Source organism: Bradyrhizobium sp. SK17 (genome assembly GCF_002831585.1).
GTDB lineage: Bacteria > Pseudomonadota > Alphaproteobacteria > Rhizobiales > Xanthobacteraceae > Bradyrhizobium.
Window position 1 is genome coordinate 2,319,510 of record NZ_CP025113.1, and the last position, 22,884, is coordinate 2,342,393.

At 63.2% G+C, this 22,884-nt stretch carries 21 protein-coding genes and 1 pseudogene; 16 read left to right on the forward strand and 6 right to left on the reverse strand.

From position 1 onward, the window contains the following. Positions 1–34: 34 nt before the first annotated feature. The gene (locus CWS35_RS10855; RefSeq protein ID WP_100951891.1) at positions 35–1,459 is read right to left on the reverse strand and encodes a toll/interleukin-1 receptor domain-containing protein; all 1,425 of its coding nucleotides are present in this window, start codon (positions 1,457–1,459) and stop codon (positions 35–37) included. Positions 1,460–1,855: 396 nt separating this feature from the next. On the opposite strand from CWS35_RS10855, the gene CWS35_RS10860 reads away from it, so the two are divergent. The 3 genes from CWS35_RS10860 (at position 1,856) to CWS35_RS10870 (ending at position 5,048) form a co-directional block, all read left to right on the forward strand. Further along, on the forward strand, positions 1,856–2,995 hold the full coding sequence (locus CWS35_RS10860) for a patatin-like phospholipase family protein (RefSeq protein ID WP_100951892.1): 1,140 nt from the start codon (positions 1,856–1,858) through the stop codon (positions 2,993–2,995). Positions 2,996–3,110: 115 nt separating this feature from the next. Next, entirely contained in the window at positions 3,111–3,695 is a 585-nt protein-coding gene (locus CWS35_RS10865; protein ID WP_210202780.1) for a hypothetical protein, read from the forward strand. Positions 3,696–3,722: 27 nt separating this feature from the next. Beyond that, positions 3,723–5,048 (forward strand): TRAFs-binding domain-containing protein, encoded by a 1,326-nt coding sequence (locus CWS35_RS10870; RefSeq protein WP_100951893.1) that lies wholly within the window; start codon positions 3,723–3,725, stop codon positions 5,046–5,048. 24 nt (positions 5,049–5,072) lie between these two features. On the opposite strand, the gene CWS35_RS10875 is transcribed toward CWS35_RS10870, so the two are convergent. Continuing rightward, entirely contained in the window at positions 5,073–5,738 is a 666-nt protein-coding gene (locus CWS35_RS10875; protein WP_100951894.1) for an O-methyltransferase, read from the reverse strand. Between the two features lie 105 nt (positions 5,739–5,843). On the opposite strand from CWS35_RS10875, the gene CWS35_RS10880 reads away from it, so the two are divergent. After that, positions 5,844–6,476 (forward strand): TetR family transcriptional regulator, encoded by a 633-nt coding sequence (locus CWS35_RS10880; RefSeq protein ID WP_100951895.1) that lies wholly within the window; start codon positions 5,844–5,846, stop codon positions 6,474–6,476. Positions 6,477–7,196: 720 nt separating this feature from the next. Then, a pseudogene (locus CWS35_RS40600) lies at positions 7,197–7,292 on the forward strand (PEPxxWA-CTERM sorting domain-containing protein); the annotation flags it as partial. A 138-nt stretch (positions 7,293–7,430) separates the two neighbouring features. Here CWS35_RS40600 and CWS35_RS10890 read toward each other — a convergent pair. Beyond that, positions 7,431–7,820, reverse strand: a complete 390-nt coding sequence (locus tag CWS35_RS10890; RefSeq protein ID WP_100951897.1) for a tautomerase family protein — start codon at positions 7,818–7,820, stop codon at positions 7,431–7,433. A 585-nt stretch (positions 7,821–8,405) separates the two neighbouring features. Next, positions 8,406–8,792, reverse strand: a complete 387-nt coding sequence (locus tag CWS35_RS10895; RefSeq protein WP_244442117.1) for a hypothetical protein — start codon at positions 8,790–8,792, stop codon at positions 8,406–8,408. A gap of 438 nt (positions 8,793–9,230) precedes the next feature. Between CWS35_RS10895 and CWS35_RS10900 the strand changes: the two genes are divergently transcribed. Together CWS35_RS10900 and CWS35_RS10905 are read left to right on the forward strand one after the other, a co-directional pair. Then, positions 9,231–11,186 carry a thiamine pyrophosphate-binding protein gene (locus CWS35_RS10900; RefSeq protein ID WP_024579107.1) on the forward strand — a complete coding sequence of 652 codons (1,956 nt, stop codon included), beginning with the start codon at positions 9,231–9,233 and terminating at the stop codon, positions 11,184–11,186. Between the two features lie 11 nt (positions 11,187–11,197). Then, a complete protein-coding gene (locus CWS35_RS10905) occupies positions 11,198–11,593 on the forward strand; it encodes a c-type cytochrome (RefSeq protein WP_168226302.1) in 396 nt (131 codons plus the stop codon). Between the two features lie 13 nt (positions 11,594–11,606). Here CWS35_RS10905 and CWS35_RS10910 read toward each other — a convergent pair whose 3' ends face one another. Continuing rightward, on the reverse strand, positions 11,607–13,601 hold the full coding sequence (locus CWS35_RS10910) for a TonB-dependent siderophore receptor (RefSeq protein ID WP_168226303.1): 1,995 nt from the start codon (positions 13,599–13,601) through the stop codon (positions 11,607–11,609). Between the two features lie 37 nt (positions 13,602–13,638). Between CWS35_RS10910 and CWS35_RS38915 the strand changes: the two genes are divergently transcribed. Continuing rightward, the gene (locus tag CWS35_RS38915) at positions 13,639–13,815 is read left to right on the forward strand and encodes a hypothetical protein (protein ID WP_157817114.1); all 177 of its coding nucleotides are present in this window, start codon (positions 13,639–13,641) and stop codon (positions 13,813–13,815) included. Between the two features lie 357 nt (positions 13,816–14,172). On the opposite strand, the gene CWS35_RS10915 is transcribed toward CWS35_RS38915, so the two are convergent. Next, positions 14,173–14,808, reverse strand: coding sequence for a TetR/AcrR family transcriptional regulator (locus CWS35_RS10915; protein WP_244468625.1), 636 nt, complete (start codon positions 14,806–14,808; stop codon positions 14,173–14,175). A 296-nt stretch (positions 14,809–15,104) separates the two neighbouring features. Here CWS35_RS10915 and CWS35_RS10920 point away from each other — a divergent pair, with 296 nt between their 5' ends. The 8 genes from CWS35_RS10920 (at position 15,105) to CWS35_RS10950 (ending at position 22,506) form a co-directional block, all read left to right on the forward strand. After that, on the forward strand, positions 15,105–16,307 hold the full coding sequence (locus CWS35_RS10920) for an LLM class flavin-dependent oxidoreductase (protein ID WP_024579111.1): 1,203 nt from the start codon (positions 15,105–15,107) through the stop codon (positions 16,305–16,307). Between the two features lie 28 nt (positions 16,308–16,335). After that, positions 16,336–17,124 (forward strand): enoyl-CoA hydratase/isomerase family protein, encoded by a 789-nt coding sequence (locus tag CWS35_RS10925; RefSeq protein WP_100951900.1) that lies wholly within the window; start codon positions 16,336–16,338, stop codon positions 17,122–17,124. Positions 17,125–17,221: 97 nt separating this feature from the next. Then, positions 17,222–18,058: an enoyl-CoA hydratase/isomerase family protein gene (locus CWS35_RS10930; protein WP_100951901.1), complete on the forward strand. Its 837-nt coding sequence runs from the start codon at positions 17,222–17,224 to the stop codon at positions 18,056–18,058. A gap of 34 nt (positions 18,059–18,092) precedes the next feature. After that, positions 18,093–18,407 carry a hypothetical protein gene (locus tag CWS35_RS39820; protein ID WP_210202781.1) on the forward strand — a complete coding sequence of 105 codons (315 nt, stop codon included), beginning with the start codon at positions 18,093–18,095 and terminating at the stop codon, positions 18,405–18,407. Continuing rightward, positions 18,377–19,996, forward strand: coding sequence for a long-chain fatty acid--CoA ligase (locus CWS35_RS10935; RefSeq protein ID WP_210202782.1), 1,620 nt, complete (start codon positions 18,377–18,379; stop codon positions 19,994–19,996). Before CWS35_RS39820 ends, CWS35_RS10935 begins: the two co-directional genes overlap by 31 nt. Positions 19,997–20,010: 14 nt before the next feature. Further along, positions 20,011–20,742 (forward strand): creatininase family protein, encoded by a 732-nt coding sequence (locus CWS35_RS10940; RefSeq protein WP_245439039.1) that lies wholly within the window; start codon positions 20,011–20,013, stop codon positions 20,740–20,742. Between the two features lie 55 nt (positions 20,743–20,797). After that, entirely contained in the window at positions 20,798–21,295 is a 498-nt protein-coding gene (locus tag CWS35_RS10945) for a flavin reductase family protein (protein ID WP_100555029.1), read from the forward strand. Then, complete coding sequence (locus tag CWS35_RS10950; RefSeq protein ID WP_100951902.1) at positions 21,292–22,506, forward strand: ABC transporter substrate-binding protein; 1,215 nt, start codon at positions 21,292–21,294, stop codon at positions 22,504–22,506. The genes CWS35_RS10945 and CWS35_RS10950 overlap by 4 nt, the downstream gene beginning before the upstream one ends. The last annotated feature ends 378 nt before the right edge of the window (positions 22,507–22,884 follow it).

Below are 22,884 nucleotides of genomic sequence, written 5' to 3' on the forward strand. Positions count from 1 at the left end.
CGGCCGGTCGAGCCGCAGCCGCGCTGCACGCGCGTCAGCGGGCCTCCAGCGGCCGCAGCTTCTCCACCTTGCCTTGGGTTTCGACGAGCAGTTGCTTCATGAAGTCCTTGTTGCGCTTCAGCCAGGGCTCCAGCGTTTGCCGCACGTCGCCCGGCGACTTCTTCTCAATCGCCTGCGCAAGCCGGGCCTGAAACGTCCCCCAATCCTTGAACATTTCCTTCAACAGAGCATCGTCGGCGATATTGATCGTCGATTTGATGTCGCCGACGGTTTCGAGCTCGCGCATGTTGCCCTGCCGCAGGATCGAATCGAGATTTTCCAGGCATTCGTGGTAGCGTTGCAGCAGATCGTCCCATCGCTTGGCGCTGCAATCCTCGTCGAGGTCCTCGACGGCGTTGTAGAGCGGCTCGAGAAACGACCATCTGAAGCGTCGTGCCAGTCGCAGCAGGATCGAGAGGAAGACGATGTCCTTTGGCATGTTCTGCGCGACCATCAGCCTCGGGTCTTCGCTGAATGGCGGCATCGGGACGAAGATGATGACGACCGAGAACGGCGTGTTGTCGAGATATTCGAGCCGGGCGATCACCGGCTGATACAGCTTCAGATCACGGAAGATCGGATTGAGGACCTGCTCGCGGCTGCGCCGGCTGGCGACATCGACGTCGGAGAACGAGTTCGCGACATAGCTCGTCAGCTCGTCGAGCCAGGCGCCGCTGTCGTAGCGGTTCTGGGCGCTGAGCAGATCCTGCCAGTCGAGATTGGCCGTATCGGGGCCGGACAGCAGCGTGGTGGTGGCGGGATCCGCCTCCAGCTTGGCATCCCTCAGGAATCCACGCGCACGGTCAGTGGGCGGCAATGCCTTCAGGGTATCGGCCTTCTGCCGGAACGATAGCTCGTCGCTGAATACGATGCGAAGCCGCAGACGAAACAACTCTTCCGGCCGGGTGATCTGCATGAACTGCGCGTGCAGGTCCTTCACCGCTTCGTTGAAGTCGCGGGCGTGATTGGCGTTCAGCTTCGGCCGCAGCGGCACCGCGCCGAACGTCGGCCGCACGAACAGATCCTCGAGGAACCGCCGGACCTCGTCGTCGCCGATCCCGTAGAACTCGTTCTCCGCCAGCATCGGAAACGAGGGCGAGCTGTCGACCGAGAACCACAGCACCTTTGACATGAGCTTCAGCGCGCGCTTGTAGCCGTCGAATTGGGAAATCTCCGAGGCGCACCACGTCCAATTGTGCTCGGCATTGGTGTGGATGAAGATCAAGCAGTCGGCTTTCGCCGTGTTGTCGATCATCCACTGCCGCCATTCCGCGCCGCCGGGAATCTCCTCGCACACGAAGCATTCCAGCGAACGCTGATCGTCCAGGCTGCTGAGATATTCGAGCCGTGCTTTCAAAAGCCGTGCAAGAAATCTGTCTTCGGCGCGATGGCTGATAAAGACCGAGAAATCATTGGGCATGGCAAAATCCGATCTGCATGAACTTTATGCGACGGCTGGCCGTGTCGCATCGGCCGGATGCCGCGGCTGCACGTCTTGCCGCGCATCCATGATAGCCCGGCTCTGAAACCTGCGATCGCCGGACGCGAAAAAGAAAAGCCGCCTGCCAGTGAAATATCTCACTATACCCTAGGATGTGCTGCGTGCAGAATGCCAAGGGAGCCGGCGTGCTGTGCTCGTCGTGCTCCGTGATGACTGGCTAAGATTTTTCGAAATTTGGCGGATGCGTCGACTTGAACGCATCGCTTCATTTGAAGCCCTGGCGCTGTTGGCGCGAGGGTGTCCGACCAATTGAGCCTTCGGCCGTGATCGGTCGGCCGGATCGAGATCAGCGAAAGTCATTGTGCGGGGGCAGTCATGCCGAAGACGAAGCAGCAGCATCTTGATCGCGAAGCCGGCCCGAAGCGGATCCTTGCGCTCGACGGTGGCGGCATTCGCGGCATCCTGACGCTCGAATACCTGGCTGCGATCGAGACGCATTTGCGCGACCGATACAAAAACCGCGAGCTGCTGCTGTGCGACTATTTCGATCTGATCGGCGGCACTTCCACCGGATCGATCATCGCGGCCGGGCTCGCCTGCGGCATGACCGTGGACGCCTTGAAGAAGCTGTATCGCGGGATCGGCACCGACATCTTCCAGGAATCGTTCTGGCGCCGCGGGCTGCTGGCCCCGAAATTCGATTCCGACGCCTTGCAGCACGCGCTCGATGCGCAGCTCGGCGCCGATACCGTGCTCGGCGGCGATCGTATCCGCACCGGCCTGATGATCATGACCAAGCGGCTCGACACCGGCAGTCCCTGGCCGCTGCACAATCATCCGGACGCGCCCTTTGCCAAACAGGACGGTGCACTGCGGCTGACACAAGTCGTTCGCGCCAGCACCGCGGCGCCGACCTATTTCAAGCCGGAGGAGATCACGATTTCGGCGCGCGACGGTCACACGGTCAATGGCGCCTTTGTCGACGGCGGCGTCAGCCCGTTCAACGATCCCGCCTTGCAGCTCCTGATGCTCGCTGCCCTCAACGGCCACGGTTTCCGCTGGCAAAGCGGCCACGACAGGCTGCTGCTGATTTCTGCCGGCACGGGCGTATTCAAGGCGACATATTCGACGGAGCAGATCCTCCGTATGCCGGCGGCGGAACAGGGCGTGCGGTCGCTGCAATCGCTCATGGACGATTGCGGACGGGTCAATCACGGCATGCTGCAATGGCTGACCAGGTGCCTGACCCCGTGGTCGATCGATCGTGCGGTCACGGATATGCTGGCCGATAGCCAGGGCGGACCGCAGCTCGCGACCTATGCGCGCTACAATGTGCTGCTGGAAACCGCGTGGTTGAAGGACAAGCTCGCCATCGACCGGTCAACGGACGCGGTTGCGAAGGTCGCCGCGATGGACGACCCGAGCAACATGGACGAGCTCGCCGGAATCGGCGCGCTCGCCGCGAAGGTGCAGGTCAAGCCGGAACACTTCCCGCAGGCCTTCGATATCGCGTGATGCCGCGCGTACCGGCGCGTCGCGACACGCCGATCCCGGCTTCGACAAGGAATTCGCCTTCGGTTAAGTTCGTCACCTGGACACGATGATCCAATCATTAAGTCGAGGTGTCGCGATGGCTACCGAACAAGACGCCAAGTCACCGAACACGGTGGTTCTCTTCAGCGGTCACATGATCGATGCGCCAGATCGAAAGACCCCACGCTTTCCACCGGACAAGGAGGCCGTTGCGGCCGCTGCGATCGCCGACGCGCTGGCGAAGATCGGTGTCACCAAGGGCGATCTTGCGATTTGCGGCGGCGCCTGCGGCGGCGATCTGCTGTTTGCGGAAGCCGCGCTCGCGCAGGGCATGCGGCTTGAGATCTATATTCCGTTCGACGAGCCGACGTTCCTTGCTGGATCGGTCGATTTCGCCGGCGGCGATTGGCGCGCGCGCTATTTTGCTGCGAAATCGAAAGCGACGCTCCATGTCATGCCCGACGAACTGGGTCCGCTGTCGGCCGGTGAGAACGCCTATGAGCGCGACAATCAATGGATGCTGGAGCGCGCCGCCCGGTTTGGCGACAAGAAACTTGCCTTCATCTGCCTGTGGAACGGCGAAGGCGGCGATGGTCCCGGTGGCGCCAAGCACCTGATGGACGAGGCGGGGCGCAAGACGACGTGGGTTTACTGGCTGGATACGAAAAAATTATGGGACTAGGAGATTTCAGGAATGCCGTCATGTTTCATGATCATGCCTTACGGCCGCAAGGCGACCCAGGCTGAGCCGGGGCGTGGGCCGACCGAGATTGACTTCAACGCGTTGTGGGATCGTTGCTATGTCCCGGTTATCAAGGCGCTCAAGTATGAGCCGGTGCGCGCTGACCAGGACACCAGCGCATTGATCATCAGCGAGATGCTGGAGCGGCTCTACTTCGCCGATCTGGTGCTGGCCGACATGACGATCCCGAACGGCAACGTGTATTACGAGGTCGGTATTCGCCACGCGTCGCAGGAGACAGGGTGTGTCCTGCTCGCGGCCGACTGGTCCAAGCCACTGTTCGACGTCGCGCAGATGCGAACCATTCGATATCCGCTGCCCGAAGGCGAGATTACCGAGGCGACCGCCGTCGCCGTGCAGGGCGCGATCAAGGATCAGATCGAGGCGCGTCGTGACGGAGTTTCGCCGATGCACCAGTCGATCCCTGGCTATCCCTGCAAGGTCGATCCGGCGAAGGCGATAACCATGCGGGATCAACTCGCCGAGCAGGCCGAATTCCAGACCAAGATCCGGGCGGTGCGTGCGGCACCCAAGGCGGAGCGCATGAAGCGCGCGCAGGCACTGGTCGCCGTGGAGGGGAATCCGCCCCTAAGCTACGCGAAGGCCCTCGCCCTGTTGCTGTTGTTGCGCGACTGCGTCGATACCAAAGCGGATTGGAACGTCCTGCTCGACTACACCAGCGGACTCCCCAAGCGTTTCGCGAACCAGGCGGAGGTGCAGGAAAATCGCGCATTCGCTGTTGCCCAGATAGGCGACGATGTTCGGGCCGTCGCCGAAATCCAGACACTGATTGATCTCGCGGGGCCAACGCCGGAACGCTTTGGCCTGATGGGCGGTCGCTACAAGCGCCTCTCCAAGGCACCGACGGCGAGCGCATCCGAGTGCAAGGAAGCCCTTGCCAAGGCGATCTGCTGCTATGAGCAGGGAATGGACCTTGATCTCAACGCCTATTATTGCTCCAGCAATCTGCCGCGACTCTATCGGCGGCGGGGAAAAGCAGGTGATGAGGAGCGCGCGCAGACGACCCTTCGTGCGGTCATCGCGGCCTGCGAGCGCGCGAGGCGGCTACAGATCGCCGATCGATGGTACCGCCCGACGCTGCTCGTCGCAGCTTTTGACCTGGGCGAGGCCGACACGGCTGACGACCTTGCGGAGGATGTGATTGCCGAAGGCAAAGCCAAGTGGGAGGTCGATAGCGTGATCGAGGACCTCGAAACCACCGTTGCGCAGGTCACCGACCCCGCAAAGCGCGCGCGATTGTCCGCCATCGTCGACAAGATCAAGACAGCCTGATCGCGCGCGTCTTGCATTCCGGCGTCAGCCGAGCCGCATCGACAGCTCGACGTCTCCGCCGAACGGCACCGACAGGTAGCCGTTCGCCGGCGCGCGCACCCGCGCCAGATAGTCGGGGCTGTAGTCGGCGTTGTCGGCGACGACGAAGGCGCCGGGCTTCAGGCGGCTCTCGACGAGATCGAGGATGTCGGGATAGAGCGCCTTGGCGCCGTCGAGCAGCACGAGGTCGATCGTATCGGGCAGGCCAGTGCGTAGCGTCGTGAGCGCGTCGCCTTCGCGGATCTCGATGAGGTCGTCGAGACCACCGGCGACGAGATTGTCGCGGGCGCGCGCCGCCTTGGACGGTTCGAACTCGCTGGTGATCAGGTGTCCGCCGCCATTGTCGCGCAGCGCGGCGGCAAGATGCAGCGTCGAGATCCCGAACGAGGTGCCGAATTCGACGATGTTGCGCGCGCGAGCGCCGCGCGCCAGCATGTAGAGCAGCGCGCCGGTGTCGCGCGAGACGGCGAGCGGCGCATTCTTGAACCGCTCGTAGAGCGCGCGGTAGTCGGTCCTGCTCTGCATCAGGCGATCCCGTTCCTCGTCGGAAAGGTCGGCGACCGCGAGCTGGGTTTGCTCCACCGCGGCGGAAGCCTGCTCGAACAGGCGATCGAGCAAGCCCGCGAGTTTCGGTGAGGTGAGGGTGGTCATATCTGGTCTCCGGTTCGTCAACGGCGCGTCCTTGCGCCTCGCCAGAAATACGAATAATTAGTCGCATTCGCTAATCGCATTCCCCAAAGTGCTCATAGGGCGTCCATGGCCAGGCGGCGAACGTCTTCAATTTCCTCGCGAAAACAGCCGCAACAGGCCCGCTCGAGCGAGCTCGTCGCGGCCATTCTCGATGCCGCTGTTCAGGTTTTGACGAAGGAGGGGGCGCAGCGTTTCACCACGGCGCGGGTGGCCGAGAGGGCCGGCGTCAGCGTCGGCTCGCTGTACCAGTATTTCCCGAACAAGGCCTCGATCCTGTTCCGGCTACAGAGCGACGAGTGGCGGCAGACCACGGCGATGCTGCGCGATATCCTCGAAGACGCCACGCGGCCGCCCCTGGACCGGCTGCGCGCGCTGGTGCACGCCTTCATCCGTTCCGAATGCGAGGAGGCCGCGGTGCGCGTCGCGCTCAATGACGCAGCCCCGCTCTATCGTGACGCGCCCGAAGCGCGCGAGGTGCGGGCATCGGGCGAGCGCATCGTCGCGGTCTTCATGCGCGAGGCTTTGCCGGACGCTTCCGACGCGATCCGCGCGACGGCCGGCGGTCTGATCACGACGACGCTGAGCACGGTCGGCAAGCATTTCTCGGAAAGCCCGCGAACGCGCGCGGAGATCAAGGCCCATGCCGACGCCATGGCCGACATGTTCTGCGCCTATCTCAGGCATCTCCGGGATCGTTGAGGCGGGCACGCCGAGCGGAGACGTGCGCCTCGCCGATGAATACATGCCGGCGCGTCCGCCGTCCCAGATACGTCAGAGAGCGGCCGCTAACTCATTGCAGTTGCTTGCGATTAAGCGCGTATCTCGAATCGTGTATCAATTTCAGAAATAGATTGTTAATAAATAGAAATACTAAGCAATAGTAGTTGGGAGAGTGAGATGAATTTCAAATACGTCATCGCCGCGCTCGCACTTGGCCTCATGTCAGGCATGGCCAGCGCCGACACCTACACCAGCGTGAATTTCTCGGGCGGAATATTCGGCGGCAACGCGAATGTCTCGGCCCCGTTCACCGGCGTCGTGTCGCCGGGCGACACCTATGCGGGCTCATTCGTCTACGACAACAATCTGGTGCCCGGCGCGGGCAGCGGATTTGTGAATGTCTTTCTGTCGAGTTTTCCTAACGCCGTTCCATCGATCAGCTTCAGCGTGAACGGCCACAACTTCACGGTCACCGATCCGAATGCGGCCATTCAGTACAACAACGGCCAGTTCAACGGATTTTCGATCAATGACGAGTTCAACTTCTCCGGCAACGCCTACCTGCTGCAAGTGAACGGTGGAATCATCAGCGTCGTGCTTGCCAGCGACCCGATAGGGCACAGCTACGTGAATGGCTATGTCAACATCGGGAACGGGAGCCTGACCGGTCAAACACCATTCGTTCCGCAGGTTGCCGCCATCCCCGAGCCCTCGACATGGGCGATGATGATCCTGGGCTTCGCGGGGATCGGGTTCATGGTCTATCGCCGCCGCAATGCGCCAGCGATGGCGTGAGTTGCGGGGACTGTCGAGACCGTTGCGGCAAGCAAGCTGGAGTGTTCTCGAGCGAGGCCGTCGCCGCTTCGCGTGAACAAGCGCATCGGAAAAGCAATCTGGAGCAACGGTTCTGATCCAATCAGAACCGTCGTACGGCTAGACGGCCGTCTCGTATCCGATGTCGAAATCGGACGCGGCGTTGCCACCGCGCATTCCGACATTCTCGCGCGCCACCTCGATCAGGATGATCTTGATGTCGTTGGCCGGCACGCCGAACCGCGCCAGGTTCTCGACGATGGCCTTGTAGAGCGCGCGCTTTGTCGCAACGGATCGGCCGGGAAACATCGTGATCTCGATATGCGTGAACCGCTCACCGGTCCAATCCGGGATCGAGAAACTGTCCGGCGCGTGCTGAACAAGGCGTAGGATCTTGTCATGCAGCGGCGTTCGCAATGTCTCGCTGATCGCATCCTGAATGGCAGCCAGGAATTCGCTGCCTTGGCCGGCGAGCCAGCCTTCGCGTATCTCAACCAGAACGTCAGGCATATCGCTCCCCCCGGAACACCCGCCGATTGTCGAAATTGCTGCGAGCGTATCGGACGCTGCGGCGGTGACAATTCGGATGTTCCGACGGCTCGCTTCGGCCGTGCCGAAGCTGCTCCCGGCGTTGTGCGGATCGCTTGATCCAGCCTCGGCGATGCTGCCGTGCCGAACGCGACCGTGATGTCTACAGATAGTGCTTGGCGGCCAACAGGAATCCGAGCACGCCGCCCGTCACCACGAAAACGGTCACGCCATTGCGGAGGCTGACGCAAGCAGCCGACCAATAAGGAGTGGTCCGGGAGGGGGCCGCGACTTTCTTCGATCTTTGAGGCACGCCTGCGTATTCCTGAAAAGGCGCCGCCACCCGGTCAACGCAGGTGACGACGCCCGTCTGAGGGCTTCAGGGCGAAACCCTGACTCAGCGTAAGCCGTGATGATGAACGGTTCGTATATCGCTGCGGGTTGCAAGCTTGCACGAGGACATCAGCATCGCGAGTTCCGCGGAGCTTCGGTTCCGATTGAGTTGGAATCGAAGCTCCGATTTTTTCTTCTTGCGCGAACCCGTTGTCGAGTTCGCGCGACCGCGCGCTAGAACGAAGCGTAGGCGTTTCGGAACGCGATGGCGCCGGCCAGCGAGCGCGGCCGCGTGCGCACCGCATGTCCATCGTTGCCGCTGGTGACGATCCACTGGCCATTCTCGTGGCCGACGATCTTGCCGACGTGGTGACGCCAGACGACGATCGCGCCGACCGAAGGACCGCCGGCATTGCTGCCGTAGCGTGCCCAGGATCGCGCCAGATTGTACTGCGGACCCGGATCGCTGCCGACCTGGGTGCGCATGAACCAGCCGCACCACGCGGCCGGACGACCGGAATGTGCGTGTGCATAGTGTCGATGATGATGGCGGCCGCGCGCTTCGGCAGCAGACGAAGCAAAGGCCAGGAGCACGGCGACAGCCGCAAGAGTTTTACGCATTACAAAGTCCTCTTGTTGTTGGCAGACCATCCTGATTGTGGGAGGGGCGCAGCGATGATCTGCGATTAGGTTGCGAAGCGACCGCATCGGCCGGGCGACGCAAAACAGAGGCGGGGACATGGCCCGCTCGGGCCTTTAAGAAACGGGCTATGGCCAAAATATGGCGCAGAGCGTGCCGGCATGGAGGTCTGCGCCGACGCCATGGCCGAGATGATCATGCCTGTCGAAACGGTCCCGCGCCCGCCTTGCGTGGTTCGCGCTGCGAGCGAGAAAACGTGATTGGATTGTTGCCGATCCCCCGCCGATTCCGCGGAGCGGCCCGGCTGGTGCGGCTCGCTGACGCGTCTGTGTCTTGACGGTTCGCAACATCGGGGACGACACTGGCGTCAACAAACAACGAGCTCGTAGGCATCTGGTCACGTTCCCGGAGAGGACACCATGTCGAAGCGAAGCAGCTCGCGCCGCGATGGCGCGCCCGATTCCAGCCGTCGGAATTTCCTGAAAGGAGCGACGATCGCCGGCGCGGCCGCGCTGAGTACGCCGGCCGCGGCCAATGCCGCGATCCCGGCGCTCCCGGAAGAGCGTCCCAAGGCAGCGCCTCCCGGAGCGCGGCTCGCGGCCGCCGACGCGGCGCCGCCGCCGGCCGATCCGGTCAATCAGACGTCGAGCGGCGGCGACTTCATGGTCGACGTGCTGAAGACGCTCGACATCGACTATCTCGCGATGAACTGCGCCTCGAGCTTCCGCGGCCTGCACGAGGCCGTCATCAATCATGGCGGCAACAGGAAGCCCGAGATCATCACCTGCCCGCATGAAGAGATCGCGGTGCATATGGGCCAGGGCTACGCCAAGATGGAAGGCAAGCCGCTCGCCATGATCTGCCACGGCGTGGTCGGGCTCCAGCATGCCTCGATGGCGATGTACAACGCCTGGTGCGACCGCGTCCCCGTCATCGTGATGGGCGGCAACATCATGGAGGGCGACAAGCGCGCGCCGGGCGCCGAATGGCCGCATTCGGCGATCGATCCCGCGGCGTTGACGCGCGACTTCGTCAAATGGGACGATCAGCCGGCCTCGCTCCAGCATTTCGCTGAATCGGCGGTGCGCGCCTACAAGATTTCGACCACGCCGCCGATGGCGCCGGTGATGCTGTCGCTCGACCAGGAATTGCAGGAAAACCCGATCGAGAATCGCGACCGCCTGCGCATCCCGAAGTTCACCGCCGCGGTCCCGCCGCAAGGCGACGATGCGGCGCTGGCCGAGCTCGCCAAAATGCTGGTCGCGGCCGACAACCCGGTGATCCTGTGCGACCGCATGGCGCGCACGCCGGCCGGCATGCCGCGTCTGGTCGAGCTCGCGGAGACATTGCAATGCGCCGTGATCGACAATTACGGCCGCATGAACTTCCCCTCTCGCCATCCGCTCAACCAGTCGTTCCGGCGCTCGATCCTGTCGCAGGCCGATCTGATCCTGGCGATGGAGGTCAACGATATCTGGGGCACGCTCAGCGATTTCCACGATCGCATCGTGCGTACCTCGGAGCCGCGCTACAAGAAGACCGCCAGGATCGTCACGCTCGGCACCCGCGGCCTCTACATGAAGGCCAACTATCAGGATCTCGGCCGCTACCAGGAGGTCGACCTCGACATATCCGGCGACGCCGAGGCGAGCCTGCCGACATTGACCGAGCAGGTGAAGCGCCAGATCGACGAGGGCCGCAAGGCGGCGTTCGACGCGCGCGGCAAGAAGCTCGCGGCGGCCAAGCTCGCCACCGTCGAGCAGGCGAAGCTCGACGCCACGATCGGCTGGGACGCGAGCCCGATCACCACGGCGCGGCTGTGCGCCGAGCTCTACAGCCAGATCAAGGACGAGGATTGGTCGCTGGTCGGCACCTCGATCGGCTTGGCATGGCCGCATCGCTTGTGGGATTTCAAGAAGCCTTATCAATGGAACGGCGTCGCCGGCGGTGGCGGTGTCGGCTATACCCTGCCGGCCTCGCTGGGCGCTGCGCTCGCCAACAAGCGGCATGGACGATTGACGGTTGCGATCGGCGGCGACGGCGATTTCATGTTCGTGCCGTCGACGCTATGGACCGCCGCGCATCACCAGATCCCGATGCTCTACATCGTGCACAACAACCGCGCCTATCATCAGGAATACATGTACCTGCAGGCGATGGCAGCGCGCCATGGCCGCGGCATTACCAACACCGATATCGGCACCACGATCAAGGATCCCTTCGTCGACTACGCGACGCTCGCCAAGGGGTTCGGCGTCTATGGCGAGGGTCCGATCAACGACCCGAACCAGCTTGCGCCGGCGCTGAAGCGTGCGATCGCCATGGTCAAGGGCGGCCAGCCGGCGCTGCTCGACGTCGTGATGGATCAGCGTTGAGGGGGATGGCGATGATGACGATCGGTCGATCCGTGATACGCCTCGCAACCGTCGCCGCGATCGCGGGGGCATTCGCCGCCGGTGGCGGCATCGCCGCGCGCGCCGATGACGTGCCGCCGGCAGGCGATCCCGTCAACGGCAAGCGGCTCTACCTCGCCGACGGCTGCTTCGAATGCCACGGCCGCGCCGGGCAGGGCGGCCGCTTCAACTATCTGACGCCTGCGCTGGCGCAGATCGCGCTGCCGGTGGAGTCCTTCATCGCCTTCCTGCGCGAGGCGCCGAACGACATGCCGTCGTTCTCGGCCGACGTGCTGTCGGACAAGGATGCCGCCGACATCCACGCCTATCTCAGCTCGCTGCCTGGTCCGAAGGCGCTCAAGGACATTCCGCCGATCCTGAACCAGTAGGGCCTCGCACTCGTCACCAGCGGTAAGAGACGCTGCCGATCACGGCCCGTCCGGGGCCAAGCCAGCAGGCGTAGGTTTCGAAGCACATGCCGTTGCGTCGATCGAACAGGTTGGTGCCATTGACGGCGAACCGCCAATGCTTCTGATATTCGTAGGACAGCGTGGCGTCGATCAGCGCATATCCCGGGACCCTGAATGTGTTGAGATTGTCGCCCCAGGTCTCTCCGATGTAACGAACGCCGGCGCCGAGGCCGAAGCCCGCCAGCATGCCGTCGTTGAAATGATATTTCGCCCATAACGACGCCATGTCGGTCGGCGTGTTGTAGGGCGTCTTGCCCTGGGTGTCGTCGTTCGCCTTGGTGAATTTCACCTCCTGACGGGTATACGCCGCCGTCAGGTCCAGGCCTTCGGTCAGGCTGACCAGGGCCTCAAGCTCGATGCCGCGCGACCGGGTCTCGCCGACCGCCACGGAGTAGAGCGGATTGACCGGATCGGCCGTCAGACCGTTCTGCTGCCTGATGTCGAAGGCCGCGATCGTGAACATGCTGCGCGAGCCGGGCGGCTGGAATTTGAGGCCGACCTCGTTCTGGGTGCCGGTCAGCGGCTTGAAGCCCTGTCCGTTGCGGTCCGAGCCGATTTGCGGAATGAACGACTGCGCATAGTTGTAATAGGGTGCGAAGCCGCTGTCGAAATTGTAGATGGCGCCGACGCGGCCGCTGAACGCGCTGTCGTTCTGCTTGCTGGTGACGTCGTTGACCTGTTCATACTGGCTGGTCCGCGCGAAATCCTCCCGACCGCCGAGCACGACGGTGAGGCGTCCGAGCTTGATCTGGTCCTGCGCATAGATTCCGGCCTGCGAGGAATTTCCCTGCAGGCGGGTGTCGTTATAGTCCGGAGCAACGAAGCTCTGGAAATACACCGGATTGAAGATGTTCAGATCCGGCAGCGATCCGTAACCCTTCATCACACTGGTGTCTTGATATTGGTAATCGACGCCAAAGAGCAGCGTGTGATCGAGAATGCCGGTCGAGATCTTCTTCTCGGCCTGGTTGTCGACGTGGAAGGTCGTGAGCGTGGCTTGGGCTAGTCCGCTCAGGCGACTGAGCGACACGTTGTCGGACGCCAGTCCCGGATACCATCCGAAGGTCGCCTTGGAGGCGAAGTCGAGATGCGCGACCCGCATATTCTGTCGGAAGGTCCAATCCTCGTCGGTCTTGTGCTCGAACTGATAGCCGATGGAATATTGGTTCTTGGTCGTTGCGTTGTAGTTTGGATCTCCGCCGAAGAAGCTGTTGGACAGGCGCCCATACGGATTCGGCAGGAAGGTGCCTGATGCCGGCAGATAGCCGGCGACGCCGCCGGTAGAGATGTGCATGTAGGTCGCCTCGATGTTGAGCTTGGTCGAGGCGTCCGGCTGATATGTGATCTGCGGCTGGAGGTAGACCCGATCATCCGGCATGTAGTGGACATAGCTGTCGCTGTCGCGCGCAACTCCGGTGAACCGATAGAGCAAGGTGCGGTCGTCGTTGGCCGGACCGCTGAGGTCGAACTGCACCTGCTTGCGGTTGAAGGTGCCGAACTGGACTCCGATTTCGTGAAACGGGTCCTCGGTGGGCTTCTTGCTGATCAGGCTGACCAGTCCGCCGGGATAGTTCTGGCCGAACAGGACCGAACTCGGTCCCTTCAGGATGTCGACGCGCTCCAGCGCGTAAGGCTCCGCCGACCAGGAGGTATCGGGGCTCTCGATGCGCGGCAGGCCGAGGCCGTCCAGATAGAATCCGGACGTCGACTGATTGAAGCCGCGGATCGAATACCAGTCCATGCGCGCATCCGGTCCGTAGAGATCGGTCTGGACACCGGCGGTGTACCTCATCGCATCGTTGACGGTCTGGGCGTCCCGGTCGGCGATCTGCTTGCGCGTCACCACCGAGATCGACTGCGGTGTCTCCATGATCGGTGCGTCGATCTTGGTCGCTGCGGCGCTGCGCGATGCGACATAATCCTGCACCGGTCCCCAAGCGGTTTCCGGTCGTTGTGGTGTCGTGTTGCCGTTCGCCACCGGCGGTACGGTCCTGCCGCGGCTCGCATTTCGTCGGCCGCGAACAATGGAGCGGGACGACTGGCCGGCCTGGATTGATTTCGGTGCATTCCGTTTTGCCGGGCGGGCCTGGACTTCGATCGGCGGCAGCGATGTTGCGCCGGACATCGGTGCGGTGGTTTGAGCCGAAGCGCTTTGGACCAGACAGAACCCGAATGCCAGACAACTCGAGGCAGCGATTGCGCCTTGGACGGCGCTATTCTTGAACAACATTGAAAAGTACGCTCCGGACTTGAACGAAGAGAATCCGGACTTGCTCTAGCTCGACGTCGCTTCTACGCAATCCACGCTCGCCTAGAAGCTTTCCAAGTCAGGCGGTTGTGCGCTGATTGTTGCTCCGCGATCGCACGGTGTTCGACTTAGAGCGATTCAATTTCGGTCTGGCGCCGCGGCGCGTACTCGATTTCGAGCGCGCCTGGCCGCGTGGTGCAGCTACGCGACGTCGACCGGTCGCGCTGGGCGTAGGCAGGCCAAGCCTAGGTCAGAGGTCGCCGCGGCCGAGCAGCGCGTGCAGTGCGGCTTGCCGCATGATCGAGAAGATCGACTGCTCGTCCAGGCCTTTCTTGAGCGTCGCCGCCGTGTTGAGCATGGAGAACACGGCCTGCGTCAACAGTCGTGCCTCGGCTTCGGACAGGTCGGGCCGCAGCGGGGCTACGACAGAGACCCACTCTTCGGCGTACAGCGCCATCTCGCGGCGGATCCTTCGGCGGTCGTGTTCGGGAAGAGCGTGCTCGTTTTTAGTGAAGATGAGCGTGCTCGGCGGTCCTTGCAGGATGAGCCGGATGTGGGATTCGACCATCGCCACGATCGCTGCCTTGGGTTCCCTGGTCGTCTCCGCGATTCGTTTTGCGACCTCGTGCACGACCTGCGTCGGCTCCTCCAGAACCGCGATCAGCAAGGCCTGCTTGTTCTGGAAGTGGCGATAGAGTCCGGGACCGGTGATGCCGGCGCGCGCAGAGATCATCTCGACGGTCACTGCGTCGTAGGAGTGATGCAGGAAGAACTCGGCGGCGACCGAGATCAACTGCTCGCGCCGCCGGCTCCTGGATGCGCGCTTGATCGGGAGTGTCTGGATGTTCATCGCGACAAACCGTACCGCACGGCGGGCGCGAAGCAACCCGCTATCCTTCGCTCCGGCGTGATCCTTCGCGGCCTCGGCGTTCCGATCATGGAAACGTCTCCTCTTCTGCCAAAAGTAAATACACACTAACTTTATTGACGGCTACCGGATTCGCCAAACAGGGGGCGGGCATCTGATTCCATACGCTCGTTTCGCAGAAAAATCCGATAATGATAGCATTAGGCTCTAAGATGGGTTCTAAGCAGCCAGCACCAAAAGGCCGTTGACAAGACGCGATAGCTGACAATAAAGTTAGTTCAGATTAACATTAAGGTGCAGAGGAGGCACAACGCATGCGGTTCATCTTCTTCAGCGAAGGGGAGACCCAGCCGGGACACACCCACGCGCACCGCTATCGCGAGCTCATCGATGAAGTGATTCTGGCGGAGAAAGTCGGATTCGATGCGTTCGGGTGCTCCGAACAGCATTTCGCGATCGGCACGGCTTCGACCTCCGCTCCCGAGGTGATCTACCCGTACATGATGGCGCTCACGAGCAGGATCCAGTTCATCCACCTGATCACGCCGCTGCCCAAGAAGATCAATCACGCGCTCCGCGTCGCGGAGCGGCTGGCGACCGAAGACATCCTGTCGAACGGCCGCGTCGGGCTCGCCGTCGGGCGCGGCAACACCACCCTCGCGCTGCACGCCTTCGAGGTCGATCCCGCGGAGACCAAGGCGCAGCAGATGGAGGGCATCGAGGTCATCCGCCGGGCCCTGTCGAACGACATCTTCTCTTTCGTCGGCGAGCACTACAAGATTCCGCCGCGCAGCCTGACGCCCAAGCACGTGACGCTACCCTATCCGCCAATGATGATGGCGACCGCGAGCCCGCAATCGATCGCCGCCGCGGCGCATATGGGCATCGGCGCCATGATGGGCGGCGGCTATAACGGGTTCGCCTCCGTGCAGAGGTCGGCCGAGCTCTATGACAAGGAGCTGGCGAGTGCCGTGCATGTTTACCCGGTGCAGGCGCAGAAGGTCGCCGTGATTTCCGGCGGAATGCATTGCGCCGATACAAATGAGGAGGCGGAGCGGTGGGCGGCGACGCTGGCCCATAGCGTCGCCTTGTCAATCGACGCCTATGAGCGGCTGGCGAAACTGTCCGCCGACTACGGATCGCTCGGCGAGATCAAGAACATTGACTTCAAGAACGAGCGCTATTTGTTCGACGAGTCCGGGAGCTTCATCGTCGGCGACGTCGAGACCTGCATCAGGCAGGTCCAACGGTACGTCGACATGGGCATCGACGCGCTCGCGCTGCGCATCGACGGCATGCCGCACAAGGAGCTGATGAAGTCGATCGAGCTGTTCGGCAAGTACGTCATCCCGAGGTTCAAAAACCCCCGGTCGGTCGTGCGTGCGTCCGACGCGATCCTTGCCGACATCCGCGCCGCCCGCCCCGACCACTATGCCGAGCGCGAGGCCTTTGAAAATGCCAAGGCGGCCGCCGGGACGGTCGACGGATCCGTCCGTAATTCGGCGGCTTCGGCCTGACGCCTATCTGAACAACGGGAGACTGAAAATGAAAGATAAAAAGTACGTGGGCTTGCTCGTGGAGATACGTCCGAGCGGTGTGGCCGTCATCACCATGAACCGGCCCGAAATCCTCAATGCCATCGATTGGCCTATGCATGCCGCGTTGGAGGAGCTGTTCGTGGATCTCGATAACGACCCCGCGGTGAAGGCTATCGTCCTTACCGGCGCTGGTCGCGGGTTCTGCTCAGGCGGCGATCAGAACGCGCTCGATCAGGGCATACATAAGATATCGCCGACGCGCTCGGGCCGACACCTCATTAGAAACATCCTTGAGGTGGAGTCCCCCGTCATTGCCGCCGTGAACGGCGTGGCGGTCGGGTTGGGCGCCACGCTCGCTTTGTTCTGCGACGTTATCTTTGCCCAGCCAAGCGCCCGTTTCGCCGATACGCATGTGACGGCCGGCGTCGTCGCCGGCGACGGCGGTGCTGTCATATGGCCGCTTCTTCTGGGCCCGGCGCGGGCCAAGCATTACTTGATGACCGGTGAATTCATTTCGGCGGAAGACGCGGCGGCAGCGGGCATGATCAACAAGGTCGTGCCGGAAGGCACCGTTCTCGAGTATGCGATCGGATATGCCGAACTGCTCGCGAGCGGTCCCCGTAACGCAATCATCTGGACCAAGTACAGCGTCAACAAGCTGATCAAGGAACAGGCGCATCTCAATCTCGACACCGCGGGTGCGCTCGAGACGCTTACGTTCAATAGCCCCGAGCGGAAAGAGGCCGTCGCGGCCTTCCGGGAGAAGCGCAAGCGCTTCGCAGAAGGCACAAGCTGACGGGCTCGTTGCGTAGCGTATGCGCTCTTTGCGGGCGCAGTGCTTGCTGCGCTCCACGCCGGCTCGGATTCCCTGAGATCAGACAGAGACGCATTCGATGACGGTCCGATACGATAGCGAGGCGGCGACCGGACTGCGGACGGCCGGCCACGACGGCGTCCTGGTCGCAACGCTCGACAGGCCGCCAGCCAACGCCCTGAACCGTCCGCTGCTGCTCGCCATGATCGCGCTGTTCCGAGACCGCGGCGAGGGCGACCCGCCACCGGTGGTGATCACCGGCGCCGGCGATCGGTTCTTCTGCGCCGGCGGCGACATCAAGGAGGTGGACGGAGCTGCCGCCGGCCCGATCCAACAGCGGATGCGGGGATTCCACAATCTGCTCGTCGCGATGGAGCGATACCGGGCTCCGGTGATCGCCGCCGTCAACGGCGACTGCGTCGGCGGCGGCGTCGAGTACGCGCTGTTCGCGGACGCGGTGCTCGCGGCGCCGCACGCCCGGTTCGGATTCCCCGAGATCAGACATGGCCTGCTGCCCGCTGACAAAGGCATCCAGCGCCTCATCCGGTTGATCGGAATGCGGCGCGCGCGCGACCTGCTGCTGAGTGGTGAACTGATCGGTGCCGAGGAGGCGGCGCGGTGGGGGCTCGTCGACGCCATTATCGAGCCCGGCCGACTGATGATCGAAGCGCTCGATCGTGCCCGAGAGGCCGGGCGTCGAGCGCCGGTGCTCTATGCGGCGCTCAAGCATGCCGTCAACGACTACGACGACATCGAAGACCAACAGCGAGCCGACGTCACGCTCGCCAAGGCTGCCTCCTGGATCGACGACCCCGTGGCCCGGAGCCTCCGAGAAGGATGGAGGAAGCAGCGGGCGCCGTCGCGGTCTTCCGGCGGAACGCCGCCGGCACTGAACACCACACCAGACCACACGTAGGCCAGCCAGGCCTGCCAATAGGAAATGGAGCGATATGATGGTCACGAATACCGTCCCCGCAGCCGATGCCCGCGCCCGGCAGGTGCCCGTCCTGAGCGGCGTCACCGACATCGGCGTCGCCAACTTCGAGGCCGTCGACCGCACCTTCGCCCAGATGGTGCAGGACCGCGCGGAAGTCGAACCCGAGGAGGTCGCGTTCTGCCAGTGGGACGGGACGCGCGCGATCCCGACCAGTTGGGCGCAGTACGCTTCGGCCGTACGCGAGGTCACGCTCGGCCTGGCTGCCCTCGGCGTCGCGCCCGGGACAGGGTCGCCATCATGGCGTCGGGCCGCACCGAATGGGTCATGACGGCGCTCGGCATCCTGTCGGCCGGGGCGATCCCGGTGGGCGTCTACCCCACGAGCTCCCCTGCTGAGGTGAGGCAGCTCGTCGGGCACAGCGAGGCCATCGCCATGGTGGTCGGCGATGTCGCCGACGTCGCAAAGGTCGCCGCAATCGCCTCGGAGCTTCCCGCGCTGCGCGCCGTGATCAGCTTCGATGATGCCCCGTCGGGGTTGCCCGAAATGGTCGTCAGCAGGACATGGGTCGACCTGCGCGAGACCGGTCGAGCCCATGACGCGGCCAACCCGGCGCTGTTCGACCAACGCCTCGCCGGCGGTGACATCGACCAGCCGGCAGCCTTGTTCTACACCTCGGGCTCTACCGGAGCCCCCAAGGGGGTCGTCCACACCCACCGCACCCTGCAGTACTCGGTGCTCGGCTCCGCCGTGCTCAACCCCGAGCTGACCACGACCCGCCGCGACTCGCTCAGCTTCCTGGGCCTATCCCATGTCGCTCCGGCGCTGTCCGGCGTCTACGCGCCGATCATGACTCGGTCGGTGGTGACTTTCTGCCGCATCGACCAGCTGTCCGAGGCGCTCCGCGGCGTACGTCCTGCGGGGATCGTCTGGCCGCCGCGGCTGCACGAGAAGTTGCTCAGCGTGGCGCTGGCCGCGCTCAAGCAGACGCCGGCACCGTTCCAGAAGTCCTACGAGAACGCGATGGAGGTGGCCCGCGAGGTTGCCGCCGCGCGCCGGCGCGGCGACGCCGTGCCCGCCGAGTTGCAAGCGCGCTACGACCAGGCCCAGCAGCAGGTGTTCCTGCCCCTGCGCGCGAAGTTGGGCGTGGACCGCGTCAACGTCGCTTGGACCTCGTCGGGAGCGATGACCCCCGAGGTGCAAGCACTGTGGCAGATGTGGGGGGTGGATCTGCGCGAACTGTATGGCACCACCGAGACCTGCGGCTGGGTGCTCGGGCAGTGGGACCGCGCCTTCCCATCCCCTGGGACCGTAGGCAAGGCCATGCCCGACCCGCGCTTCGCAATCAAGACCAGCAGTGAAGGGGAGCTGCTGGTGAAGGGACCGCTGCTGTTCCGCGGCTACTGGAACAACCCGGAGGCGACGGCAGACGTGATGGACGGAGAGTGGTATCGCACCGGCGACCTCGTCGAGATCGACGCCTCCGGTGAGGTCAAGCTGATCGGTCGGGCCAAGGACATCATCGTCACCAGCGGCGGCAAGACCATCAGCCCGCAGCCCATCGAGGTGCGCCTGAAGGCCAATCCCCTGATCGAGGAGGCTGTGGTCGTCGGCGACGGCCGCAACTACCTCACCGTTCTCATCTGGCCGACCGAGACGGCCGGCAGGCTCGACAGCGATGCGCTGCATCAAGGCCTGCAAGCCTGGATCGATAAGCTCAACGCCGACCTCGCACGCCCCCTTCAGCTCAAGGACTTTCGGATCGCACCACGCGCGCTCTCGCCCGGCGCGGGCGAGCTCACGTCCAAGGGCACGATCCGTCGGCCAGCAGTGCTCAAATCGTTCAGCGCACTCGTGGATGAGATGTACAGCGCCGCGGAACACAACGAGTTCGCCGACCAGGCGCGGCTCCAGGGTTGAAGGAGCCAGACGTGATGCGTTCCGAGCAACCGCGTGAGCTGCGGATCGAACACCTGACCAGCGCCGAGATCGCCGAGGCGATCGCGGCCGGCGCCCGCACGGCGATCCTTCCGCTGGGTGCGATCGAGCAGCATGGACCTCATCTTCCGCTGTCGATGGATAGTGATCACGCCGATGCGCTCGCGGTCCGCATCGCCCGCAAGCTCGGCGCTGCACTGGTCCTGCCTACGGTCAAGGTCGGGTACTCGCCCCACCACCTCGGTTTCTGCGGCTCGCTTTCGGTGCGTCCCGCTACGCTAGAGGCGATCTGCCTGGACTATTGTAGCAGCCTCGCCGCGCACGGGTTCGCCCGCGTCGTCCTCTTCTCCGGCCACATCGGCAATTACCCGATCATGCGTGACTTCGAGCCGCGGCTGGCCGCGGCACTCGCCCCGGCGCTTCAGGTCATCGTCTATCGAGACAGTGCCGCGATCCTCGACGCATGGCGCAAGTCGGCGCAGTCGGTCGCTGGTCTCGGAAGCCACGTCGGTGGTCACGCAGACGTCGCGGAGACCTCGGTGATGCTCGTCCTGCACCCCGAGAAGGTTCGGCCCGATCGGGCGGCTGCGGGTATCTGGGCACGGTGGACGAGGCGTTCCTGCGGCGGGCGTTCGTCGAGGGCATCGACGCGGTCTCGCCCAACGGTGTCCTCGGCGATCCCGCCGGGAGTTCGAAGGCGATCGGCCACGCTGCGTTGGACGCCGTGACCGATCTCGTCGTCGCGTACGCCACCGCACACGGAGCACGAGCCGAATGCAATCCATGAGCGAGCAGATGGACAGCAGGATGCTGCGCGACGCCTTCGGCGCGTTCCCGACGGGCGTCGTGGCCGTGGCGGCACAGGTCGACGGGAGGCTGGTGGGTCTTGCGGCCTCCTCGTTCACCTCGGTGTCGCTCGAACCTCCGCTGGTGTCATTCGCCGTCGCGAAAGGCTCGACCACGTGGCCCGAGCTACGCCGAGCCGAGCACCTCGGAGTCACCGTGCTCGCTGAGGACCACGGCGCATTGTGTCGGCAGCTCGCCGGACCGGCTCGCGAACGGTTCACCGACGTCGCCTTCGAGATCATCGACAGCGGTGCAGTGATGCTCGCCGAGGGGATCGCCAAGTATGACTGCACTGTCCGCGAGGAGCTGGAGGCGGGCGATCATGTCATCGTGCTGCTCCAACTCCATGGCGTCGTCGTCGATAGCCGCAGGCAGCCCCTCATCTTCCACCGCAGCGGGTTCGGAAGGCTCGCATTGCTTGAGGAAAGGCCATGATCTTGCGGTATGTAGTCCCGACTTGCAGCGCAAGCCTTCTACTTGCGACGTTCGGCACCGCTTTCGCGCAGAAAGCATACGATGCCGGTGCGACCGATACCGAGATCAAGATCGGCAACATCATGCCGTATAGCGGCCCGGCCTCCGCCTTCGGCATTCTCGGAAAGATCGAGGGCGCCTACTACAAGATGATCAACGATCAGGGCGGCATCAACGGCCGCAAGATCAACTTCATCAGCTACGACGACGGCTATTCGCCTCCCAAAGCCGTCGAGCAGGCGCGCAAGCTTGTCGAGAGCGACGAGGTGCTGCTGCTGGCGGGCGTGCTCGGCACGCCGTCTAACTCCGCCATCCAGAAATATATGAACGCCAGGAAGGTGCCGCAGCTCTTCGTGTCGTCCGGCGCGACCAGATTCGGCGACTACAGGAACTTTCCGTGGACGATGGGCTGGCAAGCTGACTATCAAATCGAAGGACGCGTCTACGCGACGTACCTCCTCGAGCAAAAGCCCGACGCCAAGGTCGCCATTCTCTATCAGAATGACGATTTCGGCAAAGACCTGCTCAAAGGTGTGAAAGATGGCCTTGGCGAGCGCGCTGCAAAGATGATCGTCGCGGAAGAGCCATACGAGATCATTGAACCCACAGTCGAAAGCCATATCGTCAAATTGAAAGCAAGCGGCGCTGATACCTTCTTCAGCATGACCACGCCCAAGGCTGCTGCGCAAAGCATCAAGAAGGCCGCGGAGCTCGGCTGGAAGCCAGTTTATTTTCAGAGCCTCATCGGCGCTTCAAGCACGGTGCTGAAGTCGGCCGGCTATGATAACGCCCAAGGCATCCTGTCGGCGGCCTTTTCAAAGGATACTGATCGGCAGTGGGATGACGACGAAGGGATGAAGAGGCTTAGCGCCTTTCTCGCCAAATATGCTCCGGAGGCCGACAAGGGCGACGGAAGCGTCGTCTACGCCTATGGGGTCGCGGAGACCGTCGTTCAAGTCTTGAGACAGTGCGGCGATACGCTGACGCGCGAGAACATTATGAAGCAGGCCGCCAACCTGAAGGATTTCGCGCCCGATATCCTTCTGCCGGGCATCTCCATCAACACATCTCCGACCGATTACTATCCGGTCGAGCAACTGCGGATGATGCGCTTCAAGGGTGAGAAATGGGAAATGTTTGGTGATGTCATTGACGGCAAGAGACCGGAATGACCACCGCTGGCGGCGTACTCAGCACCGCTGACAAGGCAAACTATCCGCCAGGACGTTGATCTTCAGGATTCCGTATATCGTGGCCCGTCACGGACCGGCCAAGTGGCTTCGCCGGACACGTTTCGCTCTTGCAGCCTTGGCGTGGCTGCGCCACGCGAAGCCCGCAAGGGCGAAGCGTGGTGCCCCTGGCCGATAGTCGCCTAGAGCCATAACCATTTGAATTTAAAACCACTTTTATCGCCGATTGCTGTCGATACCAGCACAAATACCAGCAGGATGACGCGCGGTATTCACTTGCAAAAATAAAGCTGCGGGCTCCTCGGCAGCAGGCACGGTCCGCGCGGCTTTTTGTCTCCACAATCGGCCGACCGGAGTCGA